14 protein-coding genes and 4 pseudogenes are annotated in these 18738 nt (G+C 71.1%); 6 read left to right on the top strand and 12 right to left on the bottom strand.

Annotation, left to right across the window (positions count from 1 at the left end; translation table 11 throughout):
- The first annotated feature begins 4 nt into the window (after positions 1–4).
- Positions 5–355, top strand: coding sequence for a metalloregulator ArsR/SmtB family transcription factor (locus tag M2163_RS07025; RefSeq protein WP_280853741.1), 351 nt, complete (start codon positions 5–7; stop codon positions 353–355).
- A gap of 369 nt (positions 356–724) precedes the next feature.
- Here the strand turns inward: M2163_RS07025 and M2163_RS07020 are convergent.
- Positions 725–943 (bottom strand): annotated as a pseudogene (locus tag M2163_RS07020) (ArsC/Spx/MgsR family protein); the annotation flags it as partial.
- A gap of 282 nt (positions 944–1225) precedes the next feature.
- On the opposite strand from M2163_RS07020, the gene M2163_RS07015 reads away from it, so the two are divergent.
- Positions 1226–1684, top strand: coding sequence for an ATP-binding protein (locus M2163_RS07015; RefSeq protein ID WP_280853742.1), 459 nt, complete (start codon positions 1226–1228; stop codon positions 1682–1684).
- A gap of 101 nt (positions 1685–1785) precedes the next feature.
- Here the strand turns inward: M2163_RS07015 and M2163_RS07010 are convergent, their stop codons facing one another.
- Positions 1786–2190, bottom strand: a complete 405-nt coding sequence (locus M2163_RS07010) for an ANTAR domain-containing protein (RefSeq protein ID WP_280853743.1) — start codon at positions 2188–2190, stop codon at positions 1786–1788.
- A gap of 121 nt (positions 2191–2311) precedes the next feature.
- On the opposite strand from M2163_RS07010, the gene M2163_RS07005 reads away from it, so the two are divergent.
- Together M2163_RS07005 and M2163_RS07000 are read left to right on the top strand one after the other, a co-directional pair.
- Positions 2312–2686 (top strand): STAS domain-containing protein, encoded by a 375-nt coding sequence (locus M2163_RS07005; RefSeq protein WP_280853744.1) that lies wholly within the window; start codon positions 2312–2314, stop codon positions 2684–2686.
- 216 nt (positions 2687–2902) lie between these two features.
- Positions 2903–3475, top strand: coding sequence for a dihydrofolate reductase family protein (locus M2163_RS07000; protein ID WP_280853745.1), 573 nt, complete (start codon positions 2903–2905; stop codon positions 3473–3475).
- Positions 3476–3643: 168 nt separating this feature from the next.
- Here M2163_RS07000 and M2163_RS06995 read toward each other — a convergent pair.
- Positions 3644–3796, bottom strand: a pseudogene (locus tag M2163_RS06995) (DUF6233 domain-containing protein); the annotation flags it as partial.
- A gap of 248 nt (positions 3797–4044) precedes the next feature.
- On the opposite strand from M2163_RS06995, the gene M2163_RS06990 reads away from it, so the two are divergent.
- Positions 4045–5055: a hypothetical protein gene (locus M2163_RS06990; RefSeq protein ID WP_280893454.1), complete on the top strand. Its 1011-nt coding sequence runs from the start codon at positions 4045–4047 to the stop codon at positions 5053–5055.
- A 118-nt stretch (positions 5056–5173) separates the two neighbouring features.
- Here M2163_RS06990 and M2163_RS06985 read toward each other — a convergent pair whose 3' ends face one another.
- The 5 genes from M2163_RS06985 to M2163_RS06965 form a co-directional block, all read right to left on the bottom strand.
- Positions 5174–6529, bottom strand: coding sequence for a serine/threonine-protein kinase (locus M2163_RS06985; RefSeq protein ID WP_280893453.1), 1356 nt, complete (start codon positions 6527–6529; stop codon positions 5174–5176).
- 233 nt (positions 6530–6762) lie between these two features.
- Complete coding sequence (locus tag M2163_RS06980; protein ID WP_280893452.1) at positions 6763–7872, bottom strand: AraC family transcriptional regulator; 1110 nt, start codon at positions 7870–7872, stop codon at positions 6763–6765.
- A gap of 61 nt (positions 7873–7933) precedes the next feature.
- Complete coding sequence (locus M2163_RS06975; protein WP_280893451.1) at positions 7934–9373, bottom strand: aldehyde dehydrogenase family protein; 1440 nt, start codon at positions 9371–9373, stop codon at positions 7934–7936.
- Positions 9370–10248, bottom strand: a complete 879-nt coding sequence (locus M2163_RS06970) for an SDR family oxidoreductase (RefSeq protein WP_280893450.1) — start codon at positions 10246–10248, stop codon at positions 9370–9372. The genes M2163_RS06975 and M2163_RS06970 overlap by 4 nt, the downstream gene beginning before the upstream one ends.
- A complete protein-coding gene (locus tag M2163_RS06965) occupies positions 10245–11591 on the bottom strand; it encodes an NAD(P)/FAD-dependent oxidoreductase (protein ID WP_280893449.1) in 1347 nt (448 codons plus the stop codon). The genes M2163_RS06970 and M2163_RS06965 overlap by 4 nt, the downstream gene beginning before the upstream one ends.
- Before the next feature lie 319 nt (positions 11592–11910).
- Between M2163_RS06965 and M2163_RS06960 the strand changes: the two genes are divergently transcribed.
- Complete coding sequence (locus M2163_RS06960; protein ID WP_280893448.1) at positions 11911–13173, top strand: MFS transporter; 1263 nt, start codon at positions 11911–11913, stop codon at positions 13171–13173.
- Between the two features lie 128 nt (positions 13174–13301).
- Here the strand turns inward: M2163_RS06960 and M2163_RS06955 are convergent.
- The 4 genes and pseudogenes from M2163_RS06955 to M2163_RS06940 form a co-directional block, all read right to left on the bottom strand.
- Positions 13302–13865: pseudogene (locus tag M2163_RS06955) on the bottom strand (response regulator); the annotation flags it as partial.
- A 282-nt stretch (positions 13866–14147) separates the two neighbouring features.
- Positions 14148–15581 (bottom strand): annotated as a pseudogene (locus M2163_RS06950) (SAV_2336 N-terminal domain-related protein); the annotation flags it as partial.
- Between the two features lie 4 nt (positions 15582–15585).
- Positions 15586–16581 carry a MoxR family ATPase gene (locus tag M2163_RS06945; RefSeq protein WP_280893447.1) on the bottom strand — a complete coding sequence of 332 codons (996 nt, stop codon included), beginning with the start codon at positions 16579–16581 and terminating at the stop codon, positions 15586–15588.
- The gene (locus tag M2163_RS06940) at positions 16578–18722 is read right to left on the bottom strand and encodes a hypothetical protein (protein WP_280893446.1); all 2145 of its coding nucleotides are present in this window, start codon (positions 18720–18722) and stop codon (positions 16578–16580) included. Before M2163_RS06940 ends, M2163_RS06945 begins: the two co-directional genes overlap by 4 nt.
- Positions 18723–18738 lie beyond the last annotated feature (16 nt).

The following is an 18738-nucleotide window of genomic DNA, read 5'->3' as shown; positions in this document are numbered from 1 at the left end:
CCAGGTGAGTACGCCGCTGTACCAGCTGAAGGCCGAGTTCTTCAAAACCCTCGGCCACCCGGCCCGCATTCGCGTTCTTGAACTGCTCAGCGAGCGCGAGTACGCGGTGGCGGAAATGCTGCCCGAGGTGGGTATCGAGCCTGCGCACCTTTCGCAGCAGTTGGCAGTGCTGCGGCGCACGAACCTGGTCAAGAGCCGCAAGGAGGGCTCGACCGTGTACTACTCGCTGACCAGTCCACACGTCGCCGAGCTGCTCCGGGTGGCCCGCACGATCCTGTCGGGCGTGCTGGCCGGGCAGGCCGAACTGCTCGCCGACCTGCAGGCCGCACAGATGGAAGGAAAGCGGCCGTCGTAGCGGCGGCCCATAAACAGCTGCCGTTTCCCGGGAGTAGACGGCGCTCTGCGGCGGGTGCGAAGGCCGCCTCCCCGGCCGGCAGGGCTGTGCCACACCCACCTGGACCGGCACGCGGACGGCGGCCGAGCCCGGCCCGGCCTGCGCCCGAGGGGCAGCGTGCATGCGGTGATCGTGCATGAGTGGCCGGCGGGCATGGCCGGAGCGGGGCCGAGTGGTGCATCCCGTGGCTCGGTGGGTGCCGCGCGAGCCCGTGGCCCGGCCCCGGCAGGAAGCGCCGGCAATGACCTTCGGGCCCACGGCAAGTGCCGGCCCGGAGCGTTGTGTGCGGCTCCCAGGCCAGTGGCGGTGGCGCGGTCGGAGCAGGACGGATCAGAGCAGGACCGAGCGGACGGACTCCGGTGTGCGGCCGATCACCGTCGTTCCGTCGTCCGCGGTGATGATCGGGCACTGGATCAGGGACGGGTGGGTGGTCAGCGCGGTGATCCAGCGTGCACGGGAGGTGCTCTCGCGGGGCCGGCCGGCAAGGCCAAGTCGGTCCGCTTTGGGTTCGCTGGTGCAGGTGAGGTCCCTGGGCTCCAGCCCGAGGCGGAGCCTTGTCCTCGAGCACCCGGGCGTCCCACGGCGGCACTTGAGAAGACCGACTGACCCTGTGACTCAGCACGATGCCCGGCACCGGGAGAGTGCCGGGCATCGTGGGCGCCGGGTTGCAGCCGTGGTGCGGTCACCGTTCACAGGCCGGCGGCCCTGGCACCCAGCGCCTTCACCTTGCAACGCGGCCCCTTGGCAGGTCGGGCAATTCCTTGGTGCCGAGGGCGTAAAGCGTGTGCTGGGGGTACGCGTGGGGGTGTGAAAGGGGTGAAGGGGGCCGCGATGCAATCAGTCCCGGTGAGGGAGAACGTCCCGGTGCCGAAGGAGCAGACCATACAGACCACGGTGGCGCTGGAAGGGGACAGTGCGTCCATCGCCCATGCCCGCCGGCACGCCGCGGACTTCCTCACGCGCGTCCAGGCCGAGCACGGCCTGGACGTCTCGCAGCGTGCCACGGACCTGACCCGGCTGGTGGTCAGTGAGCTGGTCACCAACGCCCTCAAGTACGCGCCGGGCCCGGTGCTGATGGACCTGCGGATCGCCGACGACGTGGTCGAGGTGGTGGTGTGGGACTGCGATCCGGTGCTGCCGGTGGCCCGGGCCGCCGACATCGGGCGGGTGGGCCAGCACGGCCTGGAGATCGTGATGGCCGTCGCCCAGGGTTTTGAGGCGCAGCGGGAGCCGGTCGGCAAACGCATCACCGCCCGCATCGCACTCCTCGACAACTCCGACGAGCCATGACCGGGCATCCGCCCGTCCGCCGTGGACGCTCACGTGGACGGACGGTGATGCCGTCGTGCTGCGGGACTGCTGGGGAAGGGCCGTTGCGGCCTCCCCTGGCGTTACGGCCCTTCCCTCGTCGGCGTCGTCCCGCTACGCGGTGATCCGTTCTCATCCCTGACTGACCTGACCTGCCAGTCCTTGACGGCCGCTGCCAGGTGTCCTTGAAGGTGCTCGGGAACGGGGGTGCCCGTGACGGCCTGGGTGATGGCGTCGGCGACGACGTGGAGTCCGGTGTCGGCGTGCTGCGAGACGGCCAGCAGTATCTCCCAGGCCTCTCGGGGCGGGCAGCCGTAGCCCGCCATCAGCACGCCACGGGCCATGTCGATCACAGGGCGGCTCTTCATCGCGCGTCTGAGCTGGTCGCGCTCTTTCAGCAGTTCGGCGGCCGGATCGAACAACTGGGGTTCGTCGCCGCGGTAGGCCACCTGCTCAGGGATCAGGTGATGGCGTGGGGGAGGTCGCATGGACTACGCCTGCCCTTCGCTCTCTCCAGCACACAGATGTACACGGCATGGGTTCGGGTGGCCGTCGAACGCACCGGGAATCAGCAAGCGGCCTGTTGCGTGAGTGCCGGTTTCAGCTCACGTGTCGGTTGACCAGTATTCCTTCAGTTGGGACGCTGATTTCATGGACAGGGTGCCAGCGCCCGGTGGCCGACTGCGTATCTCCAGCACGACGGTTGGCGATCGGATGATCGTGCCGGTAGTGGGCGAGGTGGATGAACTGACGTCGCCCCAGTTGCGTGCCGAATTGCTGGCCGCTGTCATCAGCGGTGCGCGATGTGTCGAGGTGGACTTCACACAGGTGTCCTTCTGTGACTGCTCTGGACTGACTGCCCTGCTCAGTGCCCGTCGGCAGGCTCAGGAAGCGGGAATCCGCTTCGGTGTGTCGGGCCCAGTCACGCCAGTGGTCGAGCGGCTGTTCTCACTGACCGGAGTGGACGCTGTGCTGCGGAGTTGATCCAGGCCGTGACGGTGGCGGGATCGATGTCGCGGCTCAGGCCGCAGCCACACATGGCCTGGCAGCCGTCCTGCGGATTGCCGTGTGTGCGTACGGGCCCCCGGGGTTCGCTCCTTCACAAGAGCTGGTGCCGCTGAGATGCCCGATGAGTAATGCCGCCGTGCCGGGTCTACAGCACTGTTGAACCACTCCGGATCGAAACCACAGGAGGTCGAAGTGTCCGCATCAGTGCTCGACATGTCGATGTCACTCGACGGATATATCGCCGATCCAAACGATTTTCTGGGCGGCGACGATGGTGAACGACTGCACAAGTGGGCCGATCCGGAGGGCGAGACCGGCACGTTGTCCGAGCCGGCCGCGCAATTCCAGGACGAATGGAAGAAAGCCGGTGCGGTGCTCGCGGGACGACGCACTGCCGAGCTCATGGATCACTGGGGCGGTGATCACGGTGGTCTTCCGATCTTCGTGCCCAGTCACCGCCCGCCCGGCCCCGCCGCCCGTTGGGGCTATCCGTTGGTGACCTACGTGACCGACGGGATCGAGAGCGCGATGGCACAGGCCAAGGCTGCCGCCGGGGACAAGGACGTGCAGGTGCGTGGCGCGTACACGGCGCAACGGGCGCTTGAGGCCGGGGTGCTGGATGAGGTGCAGATCCATCAGATCCCGGTGCTGCTGGGTGCCGGCCGTCGCCTGTTCGACGTCTTGCCGTCGGAGATCGAGTTGGAGATCATCCGGGTGATCGACACGCCGGAGGCCACGCACATCCGATATCGCGTCCGTCGCTGAGCCGGTCGAATCGACTCCGGAAGCGCTGGCGTACGTCGCCGCAGGGCGCGGGAAAGCCGGCAAGGTCGTTGTCAGGGTGCCGTGAGGGACCCACGTCCTTCGGGTGACGCGGTTCTTGGTGCGGCCGTTCGAGCCGCGTCCGGCTAAGTCGATGATGTGGAGCTGGGTGTCGGGCTGGCAGTGGGTGCAGGCCCGCAGTCCGTCGGCGAGGAGGCGGCGGGCTTCGTCGCGGCTGACGGGGCGGCGGCGTGAGCCGATCATGTGGCAGGTGCCGGCGTGCACCTGGACGGGCGGTGTGCCGGTGCCGATGCCGACCTCCACGACCCACTCCGGCGGCCGTGGCCGTGCGCGACGGCCGTGTTCCTCTTCTGCGTTGCGGCGTTCCAGTCGGGCGATCTTCGCGTCGATGCGGTGCAGCCAGAGGGCGTGCCACACGCGCAGGGTGCGGAGTCGGTCCAGGTCGGGTGGCAGATCATCGAACACGTTTTTGATTCTATGCTCATGATCACGTCCCGTCCCCTCGCGTGTTCGATTTTATGTTCGATAACGTGGCGGGGGAGGTGAGCACGATGAGCACGCAGGTGACGCCGGGCGGCCGGCAGGGTGTGGTGATGCATGTGCGCTGCCCGGACCGGCTGCCGGAGGAGACCTACCGGCAGGTTCTTGAGGAACTGGCCGGGCTGTCGCCGGTGGTGCAGGCACTGCCGCCGACCGCGGCCCTGGTGGACTTGCGCGGGGCACTGCCGTACCACGGCGTCGACGCCCGTCGGCTGGGGGAGGTGCTGCGGGTGCGGACGGTCTCCCGTCTGGGGGTCGACGTCCGCGTCGGGATCGGCCCCTCCATCACCGTCGCGGCGACCGCCTCCGGCCAGGTTCCCCGGCCGGGCGGCGTCCTCTCGGTCGCCCCCGAGGAGGTCGCGGACTGGCTCGGGCCGCTGCCCGTCGAGGCGCTGCACGGGATCGGTCCGCGGCGGGCCGCTGTGCTGCGGGACTACGGTGTGCACTGCGTGGGCCTGCTCGCCGCGGTGCCGCCCGCCACTGTGCAGCGCCTGCTGGGTGGGAAGGTGGGCCGGCTGGCCGCCGATCGGGCCCGCGGGATCGATTCCCGCCCCGTCGTGCCCCGCGCGCTGCCCGCCGCGGCGAGTGTGCGCTGTCGCTTCGCTGAGCACACCCTGGACGGCGCCGTCGTCCGCGCCGCGCTGCTCGAGCTGGTGGTCCGGCTCGGCACCCGCCTGCGCGGCCGCGGCCAGGTGGCCCGCGCTCTGACCCTGTCCCTGAAGTTCGCCGGCGGCGGTAGTTGGGACAAGACACGCCGCCTGGCCGCCCCCTCCGCGCACGAGGACGATCTGCGCCTGCTCGCCTATCAGTTGATGGATGCCGCGGGCTTGCAGCGCGGTCGCCTGACCGGGCTGGTTCTGAAGGGGGAGGACCTCGTCGACGCCGACCGGGTTGCCCGGCAGATGTCCCTCGACGACGCCTGCGAGAACCGCCTCGCCGCGGAAGACACCGTCGACCGGATCCGCGACAGGTTCGGCCCGCGAGTGATCGGCCCCGCCGCCGTCTTCCGCCGCGCCTCCTAGCCCTCACCCTGACCGCGCCCCCTGAGTCAGGGGCGACGCTCGCCCTCTGCGGGCCGCCGTGCGGCGGCCAAAAGGCCGTGAGCGGCGACCGCGGACGACGGGCACCGTCGTGCGGAGGTCAGCGGTGTTCCTTCTCCGCGGTCGGGTCTTTCGGTTTCGCTGACTTCTCGGGCGGTTTCTTGTCGGTGGCCTGAGCGGCGCCCGGGCGGGGGCGGCTGTTCTGCGCGTCTTTGGGATCCGCTGACGTTCCCGGGCCGGGACTGTCCGTCGGAGCGGCCGACGGCGTACGGGCCTGCGGGCCGGCAGCAGCCGACGTCGCGGGACGATGAGCCTTCGACGGAGGTGGGGCCGACACGGCCGACTGACCGGCCGCTGTCCGTGGGCTTTCCGGAGAGGTGGTGGGGGAGGGCTGCTGCAACGGCGTGGATTCGAGCGAACCGGCGGCGGACCGGCCGTCGCTGTTGCCCTCACCGTCCGCCGAGACGACCAGGGTGGTGCCGAGGAGCGCTGTGAGCACGGCAGCACCGGTGGCCAGCAGTGGGCGACGGGTGCGGAAGGCCTTGGACGCCTGTTGCGGGACGCTCGGCACGGTTGGCGTGAACCTCTCAGCGGACAGGGCGGAGAGTTGCTTGGCGCACTGCTCGGCGTCAGGCCGTGCCTTGTCCTCAAGAGCCGTCATGGCATGCAGCAGTTCGGCCAGCCGCGGGGACACCGAGCTCGGAAGTACGGGCGGGCGGTGCAGGCGAGCCACGGCGGCTTCAAGGGGCGTGCCGCCGTATTCGAGTTCGCCCTTCAGACATTCCAGCAGGACCAGTCCGAGTGCGTAGATGTCGGCGGACTGTCCCACTGCCTTGCCCAGTACCTGCTCCGGTGCGAGGTAGGCGGCGGTCCCGAGGAGTGCCCCGGAAGCCGTGTGCCGGGTGGCGTCCATCATCCGTGAGATGCCGAAGTCGGCGAGGCGCGGTCGGTCTTCGGTGTCCAGCAGGACGTTCGACGGTTTGACGTCGCGGTGGACGATGCCCGCCGCGTGGACATGAGCGAGGGCTCTGGCGAGTGCGGTGCCGAGCTGGATCACATGGGGAGGTTCCATGGCCCCTGCCGAGATGCGCTGGGCCAGGGTGGGGCCTTTGACCAGCTCCATCACGAGGAAGGGGCGGTCCTGGTGGCGGCCGGCGTCGTGGAGAGTGACCAGCCCCGGGTGCTGCAGCCCGGCCAGCAGCACGGCCTCGTCCCTGAAGCGCTGCTCCAGCGCAGGCTCGCCGCCGGGCCGGAAGACCTTGACGGCCACCTGACGTCTGAGGCGGCGATCGATCCCCTCGTACACGTCGGCGGCGCCACCGGAGCCGAGCTTGGCTCCCAACCGGTATCGGCCGGCCACGACTTCGGCGGGCATGTCAGGCGCCGTGGAGAAGGGTGATCGGCGCACCTTCATATGTAATCTCCCGGTGCTGCGCCGCGATCTGGACGCGGACATCGACAAAGTTCCGTGGCGTGTACCCGCCACGGCTCTGCTCACCCTCACCGATTCGGCGCCGGGCAGGGCGGATGCGCCCACCGGCTGGAGGACGCCTCGATGTCTCCCGGGATGACAGGGTTCGACGCTCGGTGGAGGCGGGCGCCTGGCCTCCGCCTGCCGCTGCCGATGAGTTTCGGGGACGGGGGTCCGTGCGGCGTCCGCAAGCATCGGTGCGGGCCCTACGGACCCGGTTACGGATGGTCACGTTGGGTTCCGTGGCCCCTGACCCGGCCTTGTGTTTCCGCTGTCTCCGAAGTGAAGCCCTCGCGCAGCTGCAACGGGGCCATGCCGTGCCAGCGGCGGACAGCCCGGCGCAGGGCGCGTTCGTCGGAGAAGCCCGCCTGGCGGGCCACCTCACGCAGGGTCAGCTGAGGGCGATGCAGCAGCTGTTCGACGCGCTCACGACGGACGCCCTCGACGATCGCCTCGTAGGAGGTGCCGCAGTCGGCCAGGCGACGGCGCAGCGTCCGCTCGCTCGACGCGTGTCTGCGGGCCTGCTCGGAGAAGGAGGGGACGACCGGGAGGCTCTGCGCGACGGAGATCTCCAGAATTTCCAGCAGGTCCTGCTGCCGCCGGCGCGAGGCCATCTGCCCTTCGAGGAGTTCGAGGGTCGAGGCGTAGGTGACCGGATCGCGGCCCGGCATCGGCCGGTTGATCCAAGCCTGCGGTACCACCAGCCGGTTGTGGGAGGCGCCGAAGCGCAGGGGGCAGCGGAAGAGGTCGTGGAAGGGCTGGACGTCGCGCGGAGCGGCGAAGGCGAAGTGCACCTCTTGAGGGGCCAGGTCGCCGTCGGCGACGAGGCGGCCGAGGGTGACGACGCTCGAGAACGCCTCCTCGACGAGGAAGACAGCGACGTTCGGATCGATCATCGGGTCCGGCAGGTCGGCTCGGACCACGTAGTCGGAGCCCTCCCGGCCCGCCGACCAGACCGTCATGGCCCCGGACACGTTCTGGAAGCGCACCCCCGCCTCGATGGCGACCTTGAGGGTGTCGCTGGCGAGCATGGCGAAGCCCACCAGCCCCCAGGCGGTGAGGTGCTGCGCGGCTCCCACCCGCAGGCCCAGGTTCTCGTCCCCGGTGAGTTCGACAGCGCGCAGGATGACGGCACTGCCCTGGCGGTAGGAGACGCGCAGGGCCGCCGAGCGCATCAGGGTCTCGGTCAGGCCGACCTCGTCCAGCTCCGGCTGCAGGTCGACTCCGTACTCCTCGGTGACCTGGTGCAGGTAGCGCAGAATGCTCGGGGAGATCGTCGCCGACGTGCTGCGGGTGGTGCCGTTCTCCGGACGGGGTGCCTTGGTCATGGCTGCTCTCCAGGGCCGTGCTCGCGACCACTTTAGGCATCCGCGTCCGGTTTCGGCCGCGCTAGCGGGTACGGATCCAGACGGTCTTCTCCCTGGTCCACTGCGCGAAGGCGTCCGTGGACCGCTCCGCCCCGCCGAATCCGGACTGTTTCCAGCCGCCGAACGGGGCGGTGATGTCGCCCTCGCTGTAGGAGTTGACGGAGACCACTCCGGCCTCGATGCCACGGGCGAGGCGGAAGGCGGTGTCGAGGTCGTGGGTCCACAGTGAGGCGGCAAGGCCGTAAGGGGTGGCGTTCGCCGTCCGGATCGCCTCCTGCTCGCAGGCGAAGGTCTGGACGGTGACCACGGGTCCGAACAGTTCCTCGGTGAGGACCCGGCTGCCGTCGGGGGCGCCGACGACCACGGTGGGCGGGTAGTAGGCCCCGCGCGGGTGCAGGCCCGCCGGCATCCCGGCGGTGTGGGTCACGGCTCCGGCGGCGACCGCCTCGTCCACGGCGCGGGCGACCCGGTCTCGCGCCGCGGTGCTGATCAGCGGCCCTGTGCGGGTGTCCGGCTTGGCCGGGTCCCCGATGACCAGGTTCCCGGCGGCGGCCGTGAACCGTGCGACGACCTGGGCGGCGATGTCCTCGTGGACCAGGATCCGGGAGCCGGCCGTGCAGTTCTGTCCCATCGTCAGGAACGCGGCCTCGATCATGTCGTCGATGAGTTCGACACCGAAGTCGAGCGCGTCCGGCATCAGCACCTGGGGGCTCTTGCCGCCCATCTCCAGGGAGACCCGCTTGAAGTTGGTCTCCGCGGCGTCGGCCAGGATCCGCCGTCCGGTCGCCGTCGAGCCGGTGAACGAGAGCGCGCCGATCCCGGGGTGGCGGGCGAGGGCCCGGCCGGCCTGCGCGCCGTAGCCGGGCAGCACGGCGAGGGTGCCGTCCGGCAGTCCCGCCTCCGTCGCCAGCCGGGCCACGTGGAGGGCCGAGCGCGGGGTGGCCTCGGCAGGCTTGAGCAGCAGGCTGTTTCCCGCGGCGAGGGCGGGCCCGATCTTCCAGGCGGCCATGGCGAGAGGATAGTTCCAGGGGAGGACGGCGGCGACCGCTCCGACGGGTTCCCGGCTCATCAGACCCAGGTGGTCGTGGCCGGTGGGGGCTATGCGGCCGAAGACCTTGTCGGCCGCCTCCGCGAACCAGCGGATCGATTCGATCGCGCCCGGCACATCGCCGGTACGGCACTCCGTGATGGGTTTGCCCGCGTCCTCGCAGTCCAGGCGCGCCAGGATCTCGGTGTCACGCTCCATCAGTTCGGCGAGGCGCAGCAGGACCGCGGCCCGCTCCCGGGGCGGCCGGGCCGCCCACACCCCGCTGTCGAAGACGCGGCGCGCCTGGTCCACGGCCGCGTCCACGTCGTCCGCGGTGGCGGCCGGCAGGGTGTCCAGGGTCTCTCCGGTGGCCGGGTTGACGACGGTGAGCAGGCGGTCGTCCGGGCGGGTGCTCGGGTCGGTGTTCATGGTCATGCCTCCTGCACCAGTTCCCAGCGGCCGTCGTCCTGCCGGGCCAGCCCTCTGCGCCGCAGGTCCTCCAAGTACCGGGCCAGGCCGCGTTCGCCGCGCCTGCGGAAGAACGGGAGAAGACGGGGGAGCAGGTTCGGCACCAGCATGGAGAAGCGGACCAGGAGCGATTCACCGAGGCGTGGATACGCCTCGAGCCGCGGCCGGTCGAGCAGACTCACCACCGCGGCGACGACGTCGGACGGCTGCTGCGGCGGATCCTGGAACTGCAGGGAGTTGCCGCCGTCGACGGCTTCCCGGCGCAGCATCGGGGTGTCGGTGGCCGACGGCAGCACCGAACCGACGCGAATGCCCTTGGCGCCCAGGTCGAGGGCGATGGACAGCATCGCGCCGCGCAGCCCGAACTTCGACGCCGCGTAGATGGGAGTCTCTCCCTGGGGGAAGATGCCGGCGAGGGACACCGTGGTGACGACGCGGGGATCGGCCGAGGCCCTCAGCAGGGGTATGGCCAGCCGGGTGGCCACGAGCGGGGAGACCATGTTGAGCTCGATCTCCCGCTCGATGGTCTCCACCGGGCGCACGTCGAACCGCTCGGTGCTGGTCATTCCGACGTTGTTCACCAGCACGTCGAGACGGCCGAAGGCGGCGCCGACCTGTTCGAAGAGGTCCGCGACCCCGGCCCGGTCCAGCAGGTCGCAGCCGAGGCCGAGGTGACCGGCGCCGGGCAGGGTGGCGGCGACCTGCCGCGCGCGCTCACCGTCGATGTCGACGACGACGCACACCGCGCCGCCGATCGCGAACCGTCGGCACAACGCGCTGCCGATGCCGCCCGCGCCGCCGGTCACCAGCATCACCTTGCCGGTGCAGTCGTAGCCGCTCATGCCACCGTCTCCTTGCCGCGGACGGCCCGCATGGCCGGCGGGCGGCCCTCGGTCGGCCAGCCCATGGCCGCGGCGACCTTGGCCAGGTATTTGGTGTACGCGGCGCTGTCGACGTAGCCGGTGTGGCGGGGGGAGTCCACGAACCGCAGACCGCCGGTCAGGTCCGGGCGGTCGCCGCGAATCATGCGGGCGAACCGCTCCGCGTTCGGCAGGCCCCGGCGGCTGTCCTGGATGAAACCGGCAATCAACTGCGCCTGTGCGTCGAAGAGTTGGTAGGCGCCGGAGTTGGTCTCGATGAACCCCACGCCGAACAGTCCCTCATGCTCGCGGGAGAACGACGACAGGTACAGGTCGGGGTGCTGCTCGTCGCCGAAGTAGGCCTGCGCGACGGGCACTTTGTGCACATAGCCGGTCGCCAGCAGGATCAGGTCGAAGTCGTTGCTGCTGCCGTCGGTGAAGTGGACGGTGCTGCCCGCGGCCCGCAGGACACCCGGCCGCGCGGTGATGTCGCCGTGCTGCAGGTGGTGCAGCAGCAGCGAGTTGACGGTGGGGTGGGTCTCGAAGAGCTTGTGGTCCGGCTTCTGCAGGCCGAGGCGGGTCGGATCGCCGTTGACGATCCGCAGGAGCGCGCCGAACAGCCTCTGCTCCAGCCACTTCGGCATCCGGGGACCGACGCCTTCGAGGGTGTCCACGGGCCTGCCGAACAGGTGCTTGGGGATGAACCAGTAACCGCGGCGCATGCTGATCTCCGCGTGGTCGGCGGCACGGGCCGCGTCGCAGGCGATGTCGCAGCCGGAGTTGCCGGCGCCGACCACCAAGACCCGCTGGCCGCGCAGTTCGTCGCTGCTGCGGTAGGACACCGTGTGCCGGATCTCGCCGCTGAAGTCGCCCGGGATCTCGGGGACGTTGGGGTGCCACTGCGAGCCGGTGCAGACCACCACCTGCGCGTGCCGGCTGGTGCGTCCGTCGGCACGGGTGACCGTCCAGGTGCCGTCCGCGTTCTTCGCCACGTCGCGCACCGCGGTACCGAACTCGATGCGCTCCGACAGTCCGTACGCGTCGGCGAACGACGTCAGATACGACAGGATCTCCCGCCGCGGCGGGTAGTCGGCGAAGTGGTCGGGCATCGGCCAGCCGCCGAAGCCCGAGAGGGTCTTGCTGGAGATGAAATGGGCCGACTCGTACATGGGGCTGCCCGGGTTGTCGATGTCCCACAGGCCGCCCGGACCGGTGTGCCGTTCGATGTGCGTGTAGGGGAGCCGTCGCTCACCGAGCGCCCGTGCCACCGCCAGCCCCGCGGGACCCGCACCGATGACACACGTGTCCCATTCGGACTCCTTCATGAGTCCACCTCCTCTCGTCGCCGCTTTCGGCGTGAGAGGAACTTAGGCAGCGGGCGAGTACCGGCGGACTGGCCCGTGCGGCCACAAAGGGGGCCGCAGCGGCCACCCCACTGGCCGCCCCGGCGCGCCGCAGACCGATGCCCCCGCCGCCCGGCCGACGGCGAGGCCGCCCCGTGAGACACCCCCAATCCGTCGTGCCGGCCGCCATGGTCCTGCGTGTGGCCGTCGGAGTCCTCCGACGGGCCGGTGCGGATTCCTACGGTTGCTCCCGTTCGCGTACGCCGGCCCGTCCACGGTCCGCGACAGGAAGAGGGCCCCCATGACCGCACCCGTCGAAGCGACGGCTCCGCCCCGGCCCGCGAGCGGCGGCCCGCTGGCGGGAGCCCGTCGGGTCACGGCCACCGTGTTCGCCGCCCAGGGCGTGGCGGTGGCCGCCGTGTCCACCACCGTGCCCGCCGTGGAGAGCCGTCTGGGGCTGTCGCCCCTGGCGATGACCACCCTCACGCTCGCCCTCACCCTGGCGGCGGGCGCCGGCAGCTTCGCGGGCCTGGCCGCCGTACGCCGCTCGGGACCCGTCGCCGTCATGCGCGCGGCGGTACTGACCGCGGCCGCGAGCCTGCTGGCCGTGGCGTGGGCACCCGGCCGGACTACGGCCGCTGCGGCCTACGTCACCTTCGGGCTGGCGCTGGGCGCCATCGACGTGTCCGTCAACACCCGCGCGGCCACCGTCGAACGCCACTACGGGCGCAGCATCCTCTCCTCCTTCTACGCCGCATGGAGCGCAGCGGGCGTGGCAGCCGCGCTGCTGACGGCGGGCGTCTCCCGGCTGGGCCGGCCTGTCCCGTACGTCCTGACCGCGCACGCCGTACTCGTGGCCCTCCTGGCACTGACCGTCCGGCCCCACGCCCTCGCGCCCCCGCCCTCCTCGTCCGGCGACCGCCCGGCGCCGGACGAGGAGAGCCCGGGGCGACGGGTGTGGGCGCGGCTCGTCCCCTTCGGCGTCGTTCTTCTCGTCGCCTACGTCGTCGACTCCACTGTCTCGGCCTGGTCGACGGCCTACCTTCACCAGACACTCGCCGCGTCCCTGGCCGCCGCGCCGCTCGCGTACGCGGCCTACCAGGTGGGCACCGTGACCGGCAGGGCCGGCGCCGACCTCATGGTGCGCAGGGTCGGGCCGGTAGTGGTGGTCCGTGTGGCGGCCCTGCTCGCGGCCGTCGCGCTGGCCGGTCTGACGGTGGCCCCGAGCTGGCCGTACGCGGTCGGCGCGGCATGCTGCGCGGGCCTCGGAGTCGCCGCACTGACCCCGTTGTGCGTCGCCGCGGCCGGTCGGTTGCGACCCGATGCCCCCGAGACGGTGCTGGCCCGGCTCAACGTCTTCAACTACGTCGGCGTGCTCGTCGGAGCCGGCGCGAGCGGGGGTCTGGGGGCCACAGGCCATTTCCGCATCGCCTACGCGATACCCGCCGTCCTCGCCCTGGCCCTGGTGACCACGGCGCGCTTCTTCCGTCCGACCAGCCGTCCGGACGGTCTACGCCTCCACCCGGTACCGTCGAACGACCGTGTGGTGATCGTTCACGACTGATCCGGCAGGTTCGTCGAGGCGCTGTCGGGCGCGTTGGCGTCGGGTGCCCCCTGTTGCTGTCGTGGCGTGTGCGTCGCGGTCGAGGCGAGCGGTACGCCGGATTGTTTCTGGAGCTGCGACGCGTCCCGCAGCAATTGGCGCATGCTGCTGATCGCACGTTCCAGACGGGCGGCCGTGTTCCTCACCGTCGTGCTCGATCCCTGGAGGTGTCCGGTCAGTTCACGTGCCTGCTTCTCGGCTTCGGACAACGGAGTGGACAGCCGCGCCGCCACTTCGCTCGTGCCCGCGGCGCGCAACATGGCTACCTGTTCGGCCAGTTGCACGTTCTTGAGGTGCACGTCGACGAACACCAGCACCTTGGCCCGCAGCGTCCAGGGATCGTACGGCCGTGACAGATAGTCCACCGCACCGGCCGCATACCCTCGAAAGGTGGCGTCGGGATTCAGCCCGTACGCGCTGACGAGGATGACCGGGGTGTCGCGACTGCGCGAACGGCGCTTGATGTGTGCGATGGTCTCGTAGCCGTCCATTCCCGACATCTGGGTGGCGAGGAGAACGAGGGCGAATGCGTCGTTGTCCAGTGCCTCGAGTGCTTCCTCGCCCGACGAGGCGCGGATGAGTGTCTGGTCGAGCCTGGACAGGGCCGCCTCCAGTGCCAGCAGGTTGTCCGGGCGGTCGTCGACCAGAAGGATTTTGGCTTTCGTCTCCGCTGTGGAGGGCGTCGCGGGGGGCTTGGCGCCAGCGCGCTGAGCTGCGGGCGGCAGTGACTGGGCTCGTGCCCGAGCCTCCGGTGGTTCCTGGGCCGGGGGAAGCCGGCCGGCGTTCGAGGACTCGATGTGCGTGGTGACGCCGAGGCGTTTCAGCAGTCGCTCCTCCAGTTGCGCGAAGGACCGTTCGGGTGTGTCGACGGCGGCGGCGCCTCCCGGGTGCGCCACCCAGGCGGTGAAGCTCGGTGAATGCCGGACGCTCGCTGCCAGGCGGTCGGCGATGAGTCGTGTGGTGCGCAACAACTCGCGGGCCGGGAGTGTGCCGAGGAGGATGCGCCGTGCGTCGTCGGCGAAGTCGAAGAACTCCGGCTGCGGCGACCGCCCGGTGGGGTCCGCGGTGGCGTTGCGCATCAGGCCCCCGAGGAGGACCTCCACGAGATGCCCGGCGTCCGTCGGAGGGCCCAGTGCCTCCTGCACCATCCGCATGACGGGCGGAGTGACAGGCGCTACGGCCGCGAGGTGGGCGGCGAGCCGATACGCCTCCGGGCTCGCGGCACCGCGGAAGCGCAGGACGGCTTCGGCGTCCGCTTCCTGCTGGATCTCGGCACGCCAGTGCCGGGGGACGGGCTGTCCGGTGTCCCACAGGGGCAGCACCGCGCTCGCGCTTGGTGAGGCGACCAGCCGGGCCCAGTCTCCGAGGGCGGCGAGTGTGGGTTCGAGTACCGGGACGGGGGCGGCGTGGAAGCCGGCCAGATCCGCCGGCAGTGTCGGGTCGGTGACGTGCCAGGCGGTGGTGGGACCGCCTCGGCGGACACTGGTGACGTGCCAGGACCGAGTGGTGATGCCGGAGTTCGGCCACAGCCGGAAGGGCAGCACCTGCAGGATCGCGGTGGGTTGCCGTCGGGCCCACAGGGCTGCCGCCTCGCTCATCCGGCCGTCCCACCATGCGTCGCCGACACCGTCGCTGACCATCAGGACAAGGGTGCCGCCGGTGGGGTCGCAGAGGGCGGCCGGCGGCAGGTAGGGGCCTTGCTGCCGGAAGGGGCGGTTGCTCAGCAACGGTGCCTGGGGATCCCGGGTGTCGAGTCCGAATACGCGGACGTCGCGGAAGGCCCCGGCCCGTTCCGTCAGCGTGCGGATCTCGGAGGCCAGCCGCTTCCACAGGACCATGGACACGCCGTCGTCGATCAGCAGAGCGAGGGAGAGCCAGCGGCTACGGGCGGGACTCGTCACGATCTCGGGCAGACCGGTCTCGGCCATGGCGTCCACCGTCCGTGCCACGTCCAGGGCCCGGCGGCGCCGATCAGGCAGCCGCTGCCGCAGCGGCCGTAACGCCCTGCCGAGCGTGGGATGACGGCTGGGCAGCGCATGGGGGCCGGGGGCGCGTACGGCGTGCGCCCGGTAGAGGTCCGGCTCCAGCGTGCTGCCCGCCTTCCCCCGCGGGGCCGCGTGCAGGGGGAACAGGCGGTGAGAGACGGCGTCCGGTGGCGGGTGCACGCTGGGGTGCGAGGGATCGTCCGTTTCGGTCCGGGACTTGCCCTGCCCGGTGTCCTGCTGCGAGGGGGCGGCCGGGAGCGGACGCCGCGCCATCGGGCGGACGTCGCCCGGCAGGTTCCTCGCCAGCCACAGGACGTCGAGGAGCTCCTCGTCGGCGAGGTCGATGCCGCTCTTGGCCAGGATCTCTCTCAGGTGTCCGAACATGCCCTCATACCGACCCGCCGAGTTGGTGCAGGACGGCGTCGAGCAGACGGCCCGCGTCCAGGTCGATGCCGCCCTTGCGGAGGAAGACCGCGTTGAGGAGTTGATCGGTCGCGAGTTCGCCGGGCGCCCGGCGGCCGAGGAACTCCTCCAGCAGGTCGTCGATGTCGTGCAGCGCTTCGTGGCCGAGGTGTGCGGCGACGATGTCCCGCAGTCGCTCCTCGTCGGGCTCGGGCAGGTCGAGACGGACGCATCGGCGGAGGAAGGCGGGCGGGAACTCGCGTTCGCCGTTGCTGGTGATGACCACGACGGGAAACTCACGGCAGCGGACGCGGCCGCGCACCACCGGAGCCGGCGCGTTCGGGTCGTCGGTGCGGACGTGGACCGTCGAGTGCTCCTCGGGGAGGCGACTGAGCTCCGGAATCTCGAACTCGCCCTCTTCGAACACGGTGAGCAGGTCGTTGGGCAGATCGACGTCCCCCTTGTCCAGCTCGTCGATGAGCAGGACCCGGGGCCGTTCCCGGGCCAGCAGTGCGTTGCCCAGCGGGCCGAGCCGGACGTACTGGCCGATGCCGGGTTCGGGCCCGTCCGTGTCCCGGCGGAGGTTCGCTTCCCGCAGCCGGCCGATCGCGTCGTAGTGGTAGAGGGCGTCCTGCAGGCTGGAGCGGCTGTTGACCGGCCAGTGCAGGACGCGGCCGAGGGCCAGTTCGTGGGCGATCGCGTGGGCCAGTGAGGACTTTCCGGTGCCGGGGTGTCCCGTGACCAGCAGGGGCCGGCGCAGGTGGAGGGCGGCGTTGACGATGTCCGCGTCGTCGGGGTTGATCAGGTAGGGGCGGGGGCCTGCGGTTCGCGAGCCGTCGGGCTCCTCCGGGCGGAGTCGGCGCCACGGCGGGGCGGGCGGGAAGGTGACCGCGCGGGAGGCTCCATCGCCGCGGAAGAGCCGCCAGTCTCCGTCGCTGGACGGGGTGGGGCGGTCTGCGGCAGCGGATTCTGCGGCGGTCATGATGCGTGGGCTCCTTGTCGGGGGTCCTGCAGGGTCAGTGATTCCGGCCGCGGTCGCGGGCCGTGTTCCTCCCATACGAGTGCCGGGCGCGCGGGAAGTGTGTCCGGCTCGTCGAACGCGGCCCCGCGGAAGACGCGGATTCGCTCGGGCAGATCGGCGAGCGGGCCGGTGGGGTCCAGCTGTTGCAGCCCGGCGGCGTCCGTGGGGCAGTCGGTCCGGCGGTCCCAGAGGACGACGGGCACGCCAAGGGCGAGGCACAGTTCGAGCAGTGCGTCCCGCTGTTCCGGGGGGCCGTGGAGCACGACCTGGGTGGCGTCCCGGTGAGTGGTCTGCAGCAGCCGCCTGAGCCGTGGCGCAGTGACGCGTTCGTCGTCGACGACCAAGGGAGCCGCGTGTCCGCTCTCCCAGCGCCGCCGGTGCTCACGGTCTCTGCTGCGCACCAGGTCGCTCATCTCCGGGCAACTCAGGGTGATGCAGAACTCCGCGCCGATCGGCTGGTCGGGCACGAACTCGTTGGGTGCCCCGGGGTTCCATTCGTCGATGGGCAGATGCAGGCTGTCGCGGGCCACCAGAACCGTGGCGTGGGGCGTGGCCGTCGCGCCGAGCTCCTCCGCGACGACCTCGACGGCCTCGCGCACCCGCCGGGCAACTTCCTCGGGTGTCCTGGGCGCGCTCTCCGCCTCGTGGAGAGGGATGTGCGTGCCGTCGGCGCGTGCGAGCAGGATGCGGCAGTAGTAGCTCTCGCGCGGTGCGGTTCGCGCGCGGGACACCTCGACCACGACGCGGGAGAAGGGCGGCGACTGCCGGGCGGCCCAGCGGCCGGCGTCGGCACGGCGCTCGGCAAGCGCCGCCGGATGGATGCCGGTCCGGGTCGCCACCTGATCGGACCAGCGGCGCAGTTCCGCACCCGCCTGCCTTCCCAGGGCGGCGGCCACGCATTCGGCCAGGCGGAGCAGGGCCGGTACGGGCGGTGTGCCGTCCGGAACGCGTTCACTGTCGGACACGGACTCCAGGTGCTCGACGACGCGTTCGAGGTCGTCGACGCAGAGATGGGTGCCGTTCAGCGGCTCGGGCAGCCAGGCGTAGCGCAGGACCTCGCGGGCGGCGCGAGGTATCAGCATGGGCTGCTCCTTGCAGATGCCACGGAGCAGTTCCAGTAAGTGCTCGCACTCGTCCAGGGACAGGAGAAGGCACAGTCCGCCGGCACGGGCGCGAGTGAGGACGTCCGTCAGGCGGGTGCGGTCCCCCTCGCCCGTGAGGGCCGGGGCCAGGGTGCCGCTCAGGGAGGGCAGGGCGCGGGGATGGGCCGCCACGAGTGCCGCGAGGTCGGCCATGGTCGGTTCGTAGCTGTCGGGGACGGTGTATCCGAGACGCTGGGCGAGGGCGCGGGCATGTGCCGCGTATGTGATCGAACCGCCGAGCACCGACCACAGGAGCATCTCCGTCTCCTGCTCGGCCGGGCTGCGTTCCGCCGCGGACCGGGCCGCCGGGAGGGCGGCGCCGATCTCGGTCAGTCGGGGTGGAGCGTCGGCGTACTGCTGCATCAGTGCCCTGAAGCCGTCGTCCTGGACGAAGCAATGCGCCGGGAGGGCCCGCAGGCGGCGGTTGCCGTAGGACCGGTCGTCCCGAGTCACCACGCCTACCAGGAGGTTGTCGCAGAACACCGCGGTTCCCGAGGCGCCTGCCCAGGCCTTGCGGCCGTCGTCGCGGAGGTCGGGTGCGGGCTCCTGGTCGAGCACGTAGAGGCCGCGAGACCCGGAGGACAGCGGAGGCAGGACGCCCCGGAGGTGTTCGGCGTCACGACCGTCCTCCGCGGACGCCAGTGGGAAGCCCAGTCCCTCATAGCGCAGCGGGGCCGTACCCACGGGCCGGCCCCATCGGACCGGCCCCGGTACATCGATCTCGTCGTCCGTGAGAAGCAGGGCGACGTCCAGGTCGTGCGGATGGATCCAGATCCGCTGCGCGCCGGTGCGCAGCGTCTTGCCGCGGCCCGGGTGCCCCACTCTGACCTGGATCTCCTCCCAGTAGGCGTCGTTGTCGCCGCTGCGGAGAATGTGTGCGGCGGTGAGCACCAGGCGGGGTGCGACGAGATAGCCGGAGCCGACGCGGTGGCGCTGCCGTGTGGTTCCGCTTCGGATCATCACCAGTCGGTGCGGA

Source organism: Streptomyces sp. SAI-135 (genome assembly GCF_029893805.1).
Taxonomy (GTDB): Bacteria; Actinomycetota; Actinomycetes; order Streptomycetales; family Streptomycetaceae; genus Streptomyces.
Note: the sequence above shows the minus strand (reverse complement) of the source record. Positions and strands in the feature narration are given on the sequence as shown.

What these genes read in the sequence shown, in the direction of transcription:
- M2163_RS07015 (WP_280853742.1), top strand. Translation starts at nt 1,226, where the DNA reads ATGCAATCAGTCCCGGTGAGGGAGAACGTCCCGGTGCCGAAGGAGCAG.
- M2163_RS07010 (WP_280853743.1), bottom strand. Translation starts at nt 2,190, where the DNA reads ATGCGACCTCCCCCACGCCATCACCTGATCCCTGAGCAGGTGGCCTAC.
- M2163_RS06990 (WP_280893454.1), top strand. Translation starts at nt 4,045, where the DNA reads ATGAGCACGCAGGTGACGCCGGGCGGCCGGCAGGGTGTGGTGATGCAT.
- M2163_RS06985 (WP_280893453.1), bottom strand. Translation starts at nt 6,529, where the DNA reads ATGTCCGCGTCCAGATCGCGGCGCAGCACCGGGAGATTACATATGAAG.
- M2163_RS06980 (WP_280893452.1), bottom strand. Translation starts at nt 7,872, where the DNA reads ATGACCAAGGCACCCCGTCCGGAGAACGGCACCACCCGCAGCACGTCG.
- M2163_RS06975 (WP_280893451.1), bottom strand. Translation starts at nt 9,373, where the DNA reads ATGACCATGAACACCGACCCGAGCACCCGCCCGGACGACCGCCTGCTC.
- M2163_RS06970 (WP_280893450.1), bottom strand. Translation starts at nt 10,248, where the DNA reads ATGAGCGGCTACGACTGCACCGGCAAGGTGATGCTGGTGACCGGCGGC.
- M2163_RS06965 (WP_280893449.1), bottom strand. Translation starts at nt 11,591, where the DNA reads ATGAAGGAGTCCGAATGGGACACGTGTGTCATCGGTGCGGGTCCCGCG.
- M2163_RS06960 (WP_280893448.1), top strand. Translation starts at nt 11,911, where the DNA reads ATGACCGCACCCGTCGAAGCGACGGCTCCGCCCCGGCCCGCGAGCGGC.
- M2163_RS06945 (WP_280893447.1), bottom strand. Translation starts at nt 16,581, where the DNA reads ATGACCGCCGCAGAATCCGCTGCCGCAGACCGCCCCACCCCGTCCAGC.
- M2163_RS06940 (WP_280893446.1), bottom strand. Translation starts at nt 18,722, where the DNA reads ATGATCCGAAGCGGAACCACACGGCAGCGCCACCGCGTCGGCTCCGGC.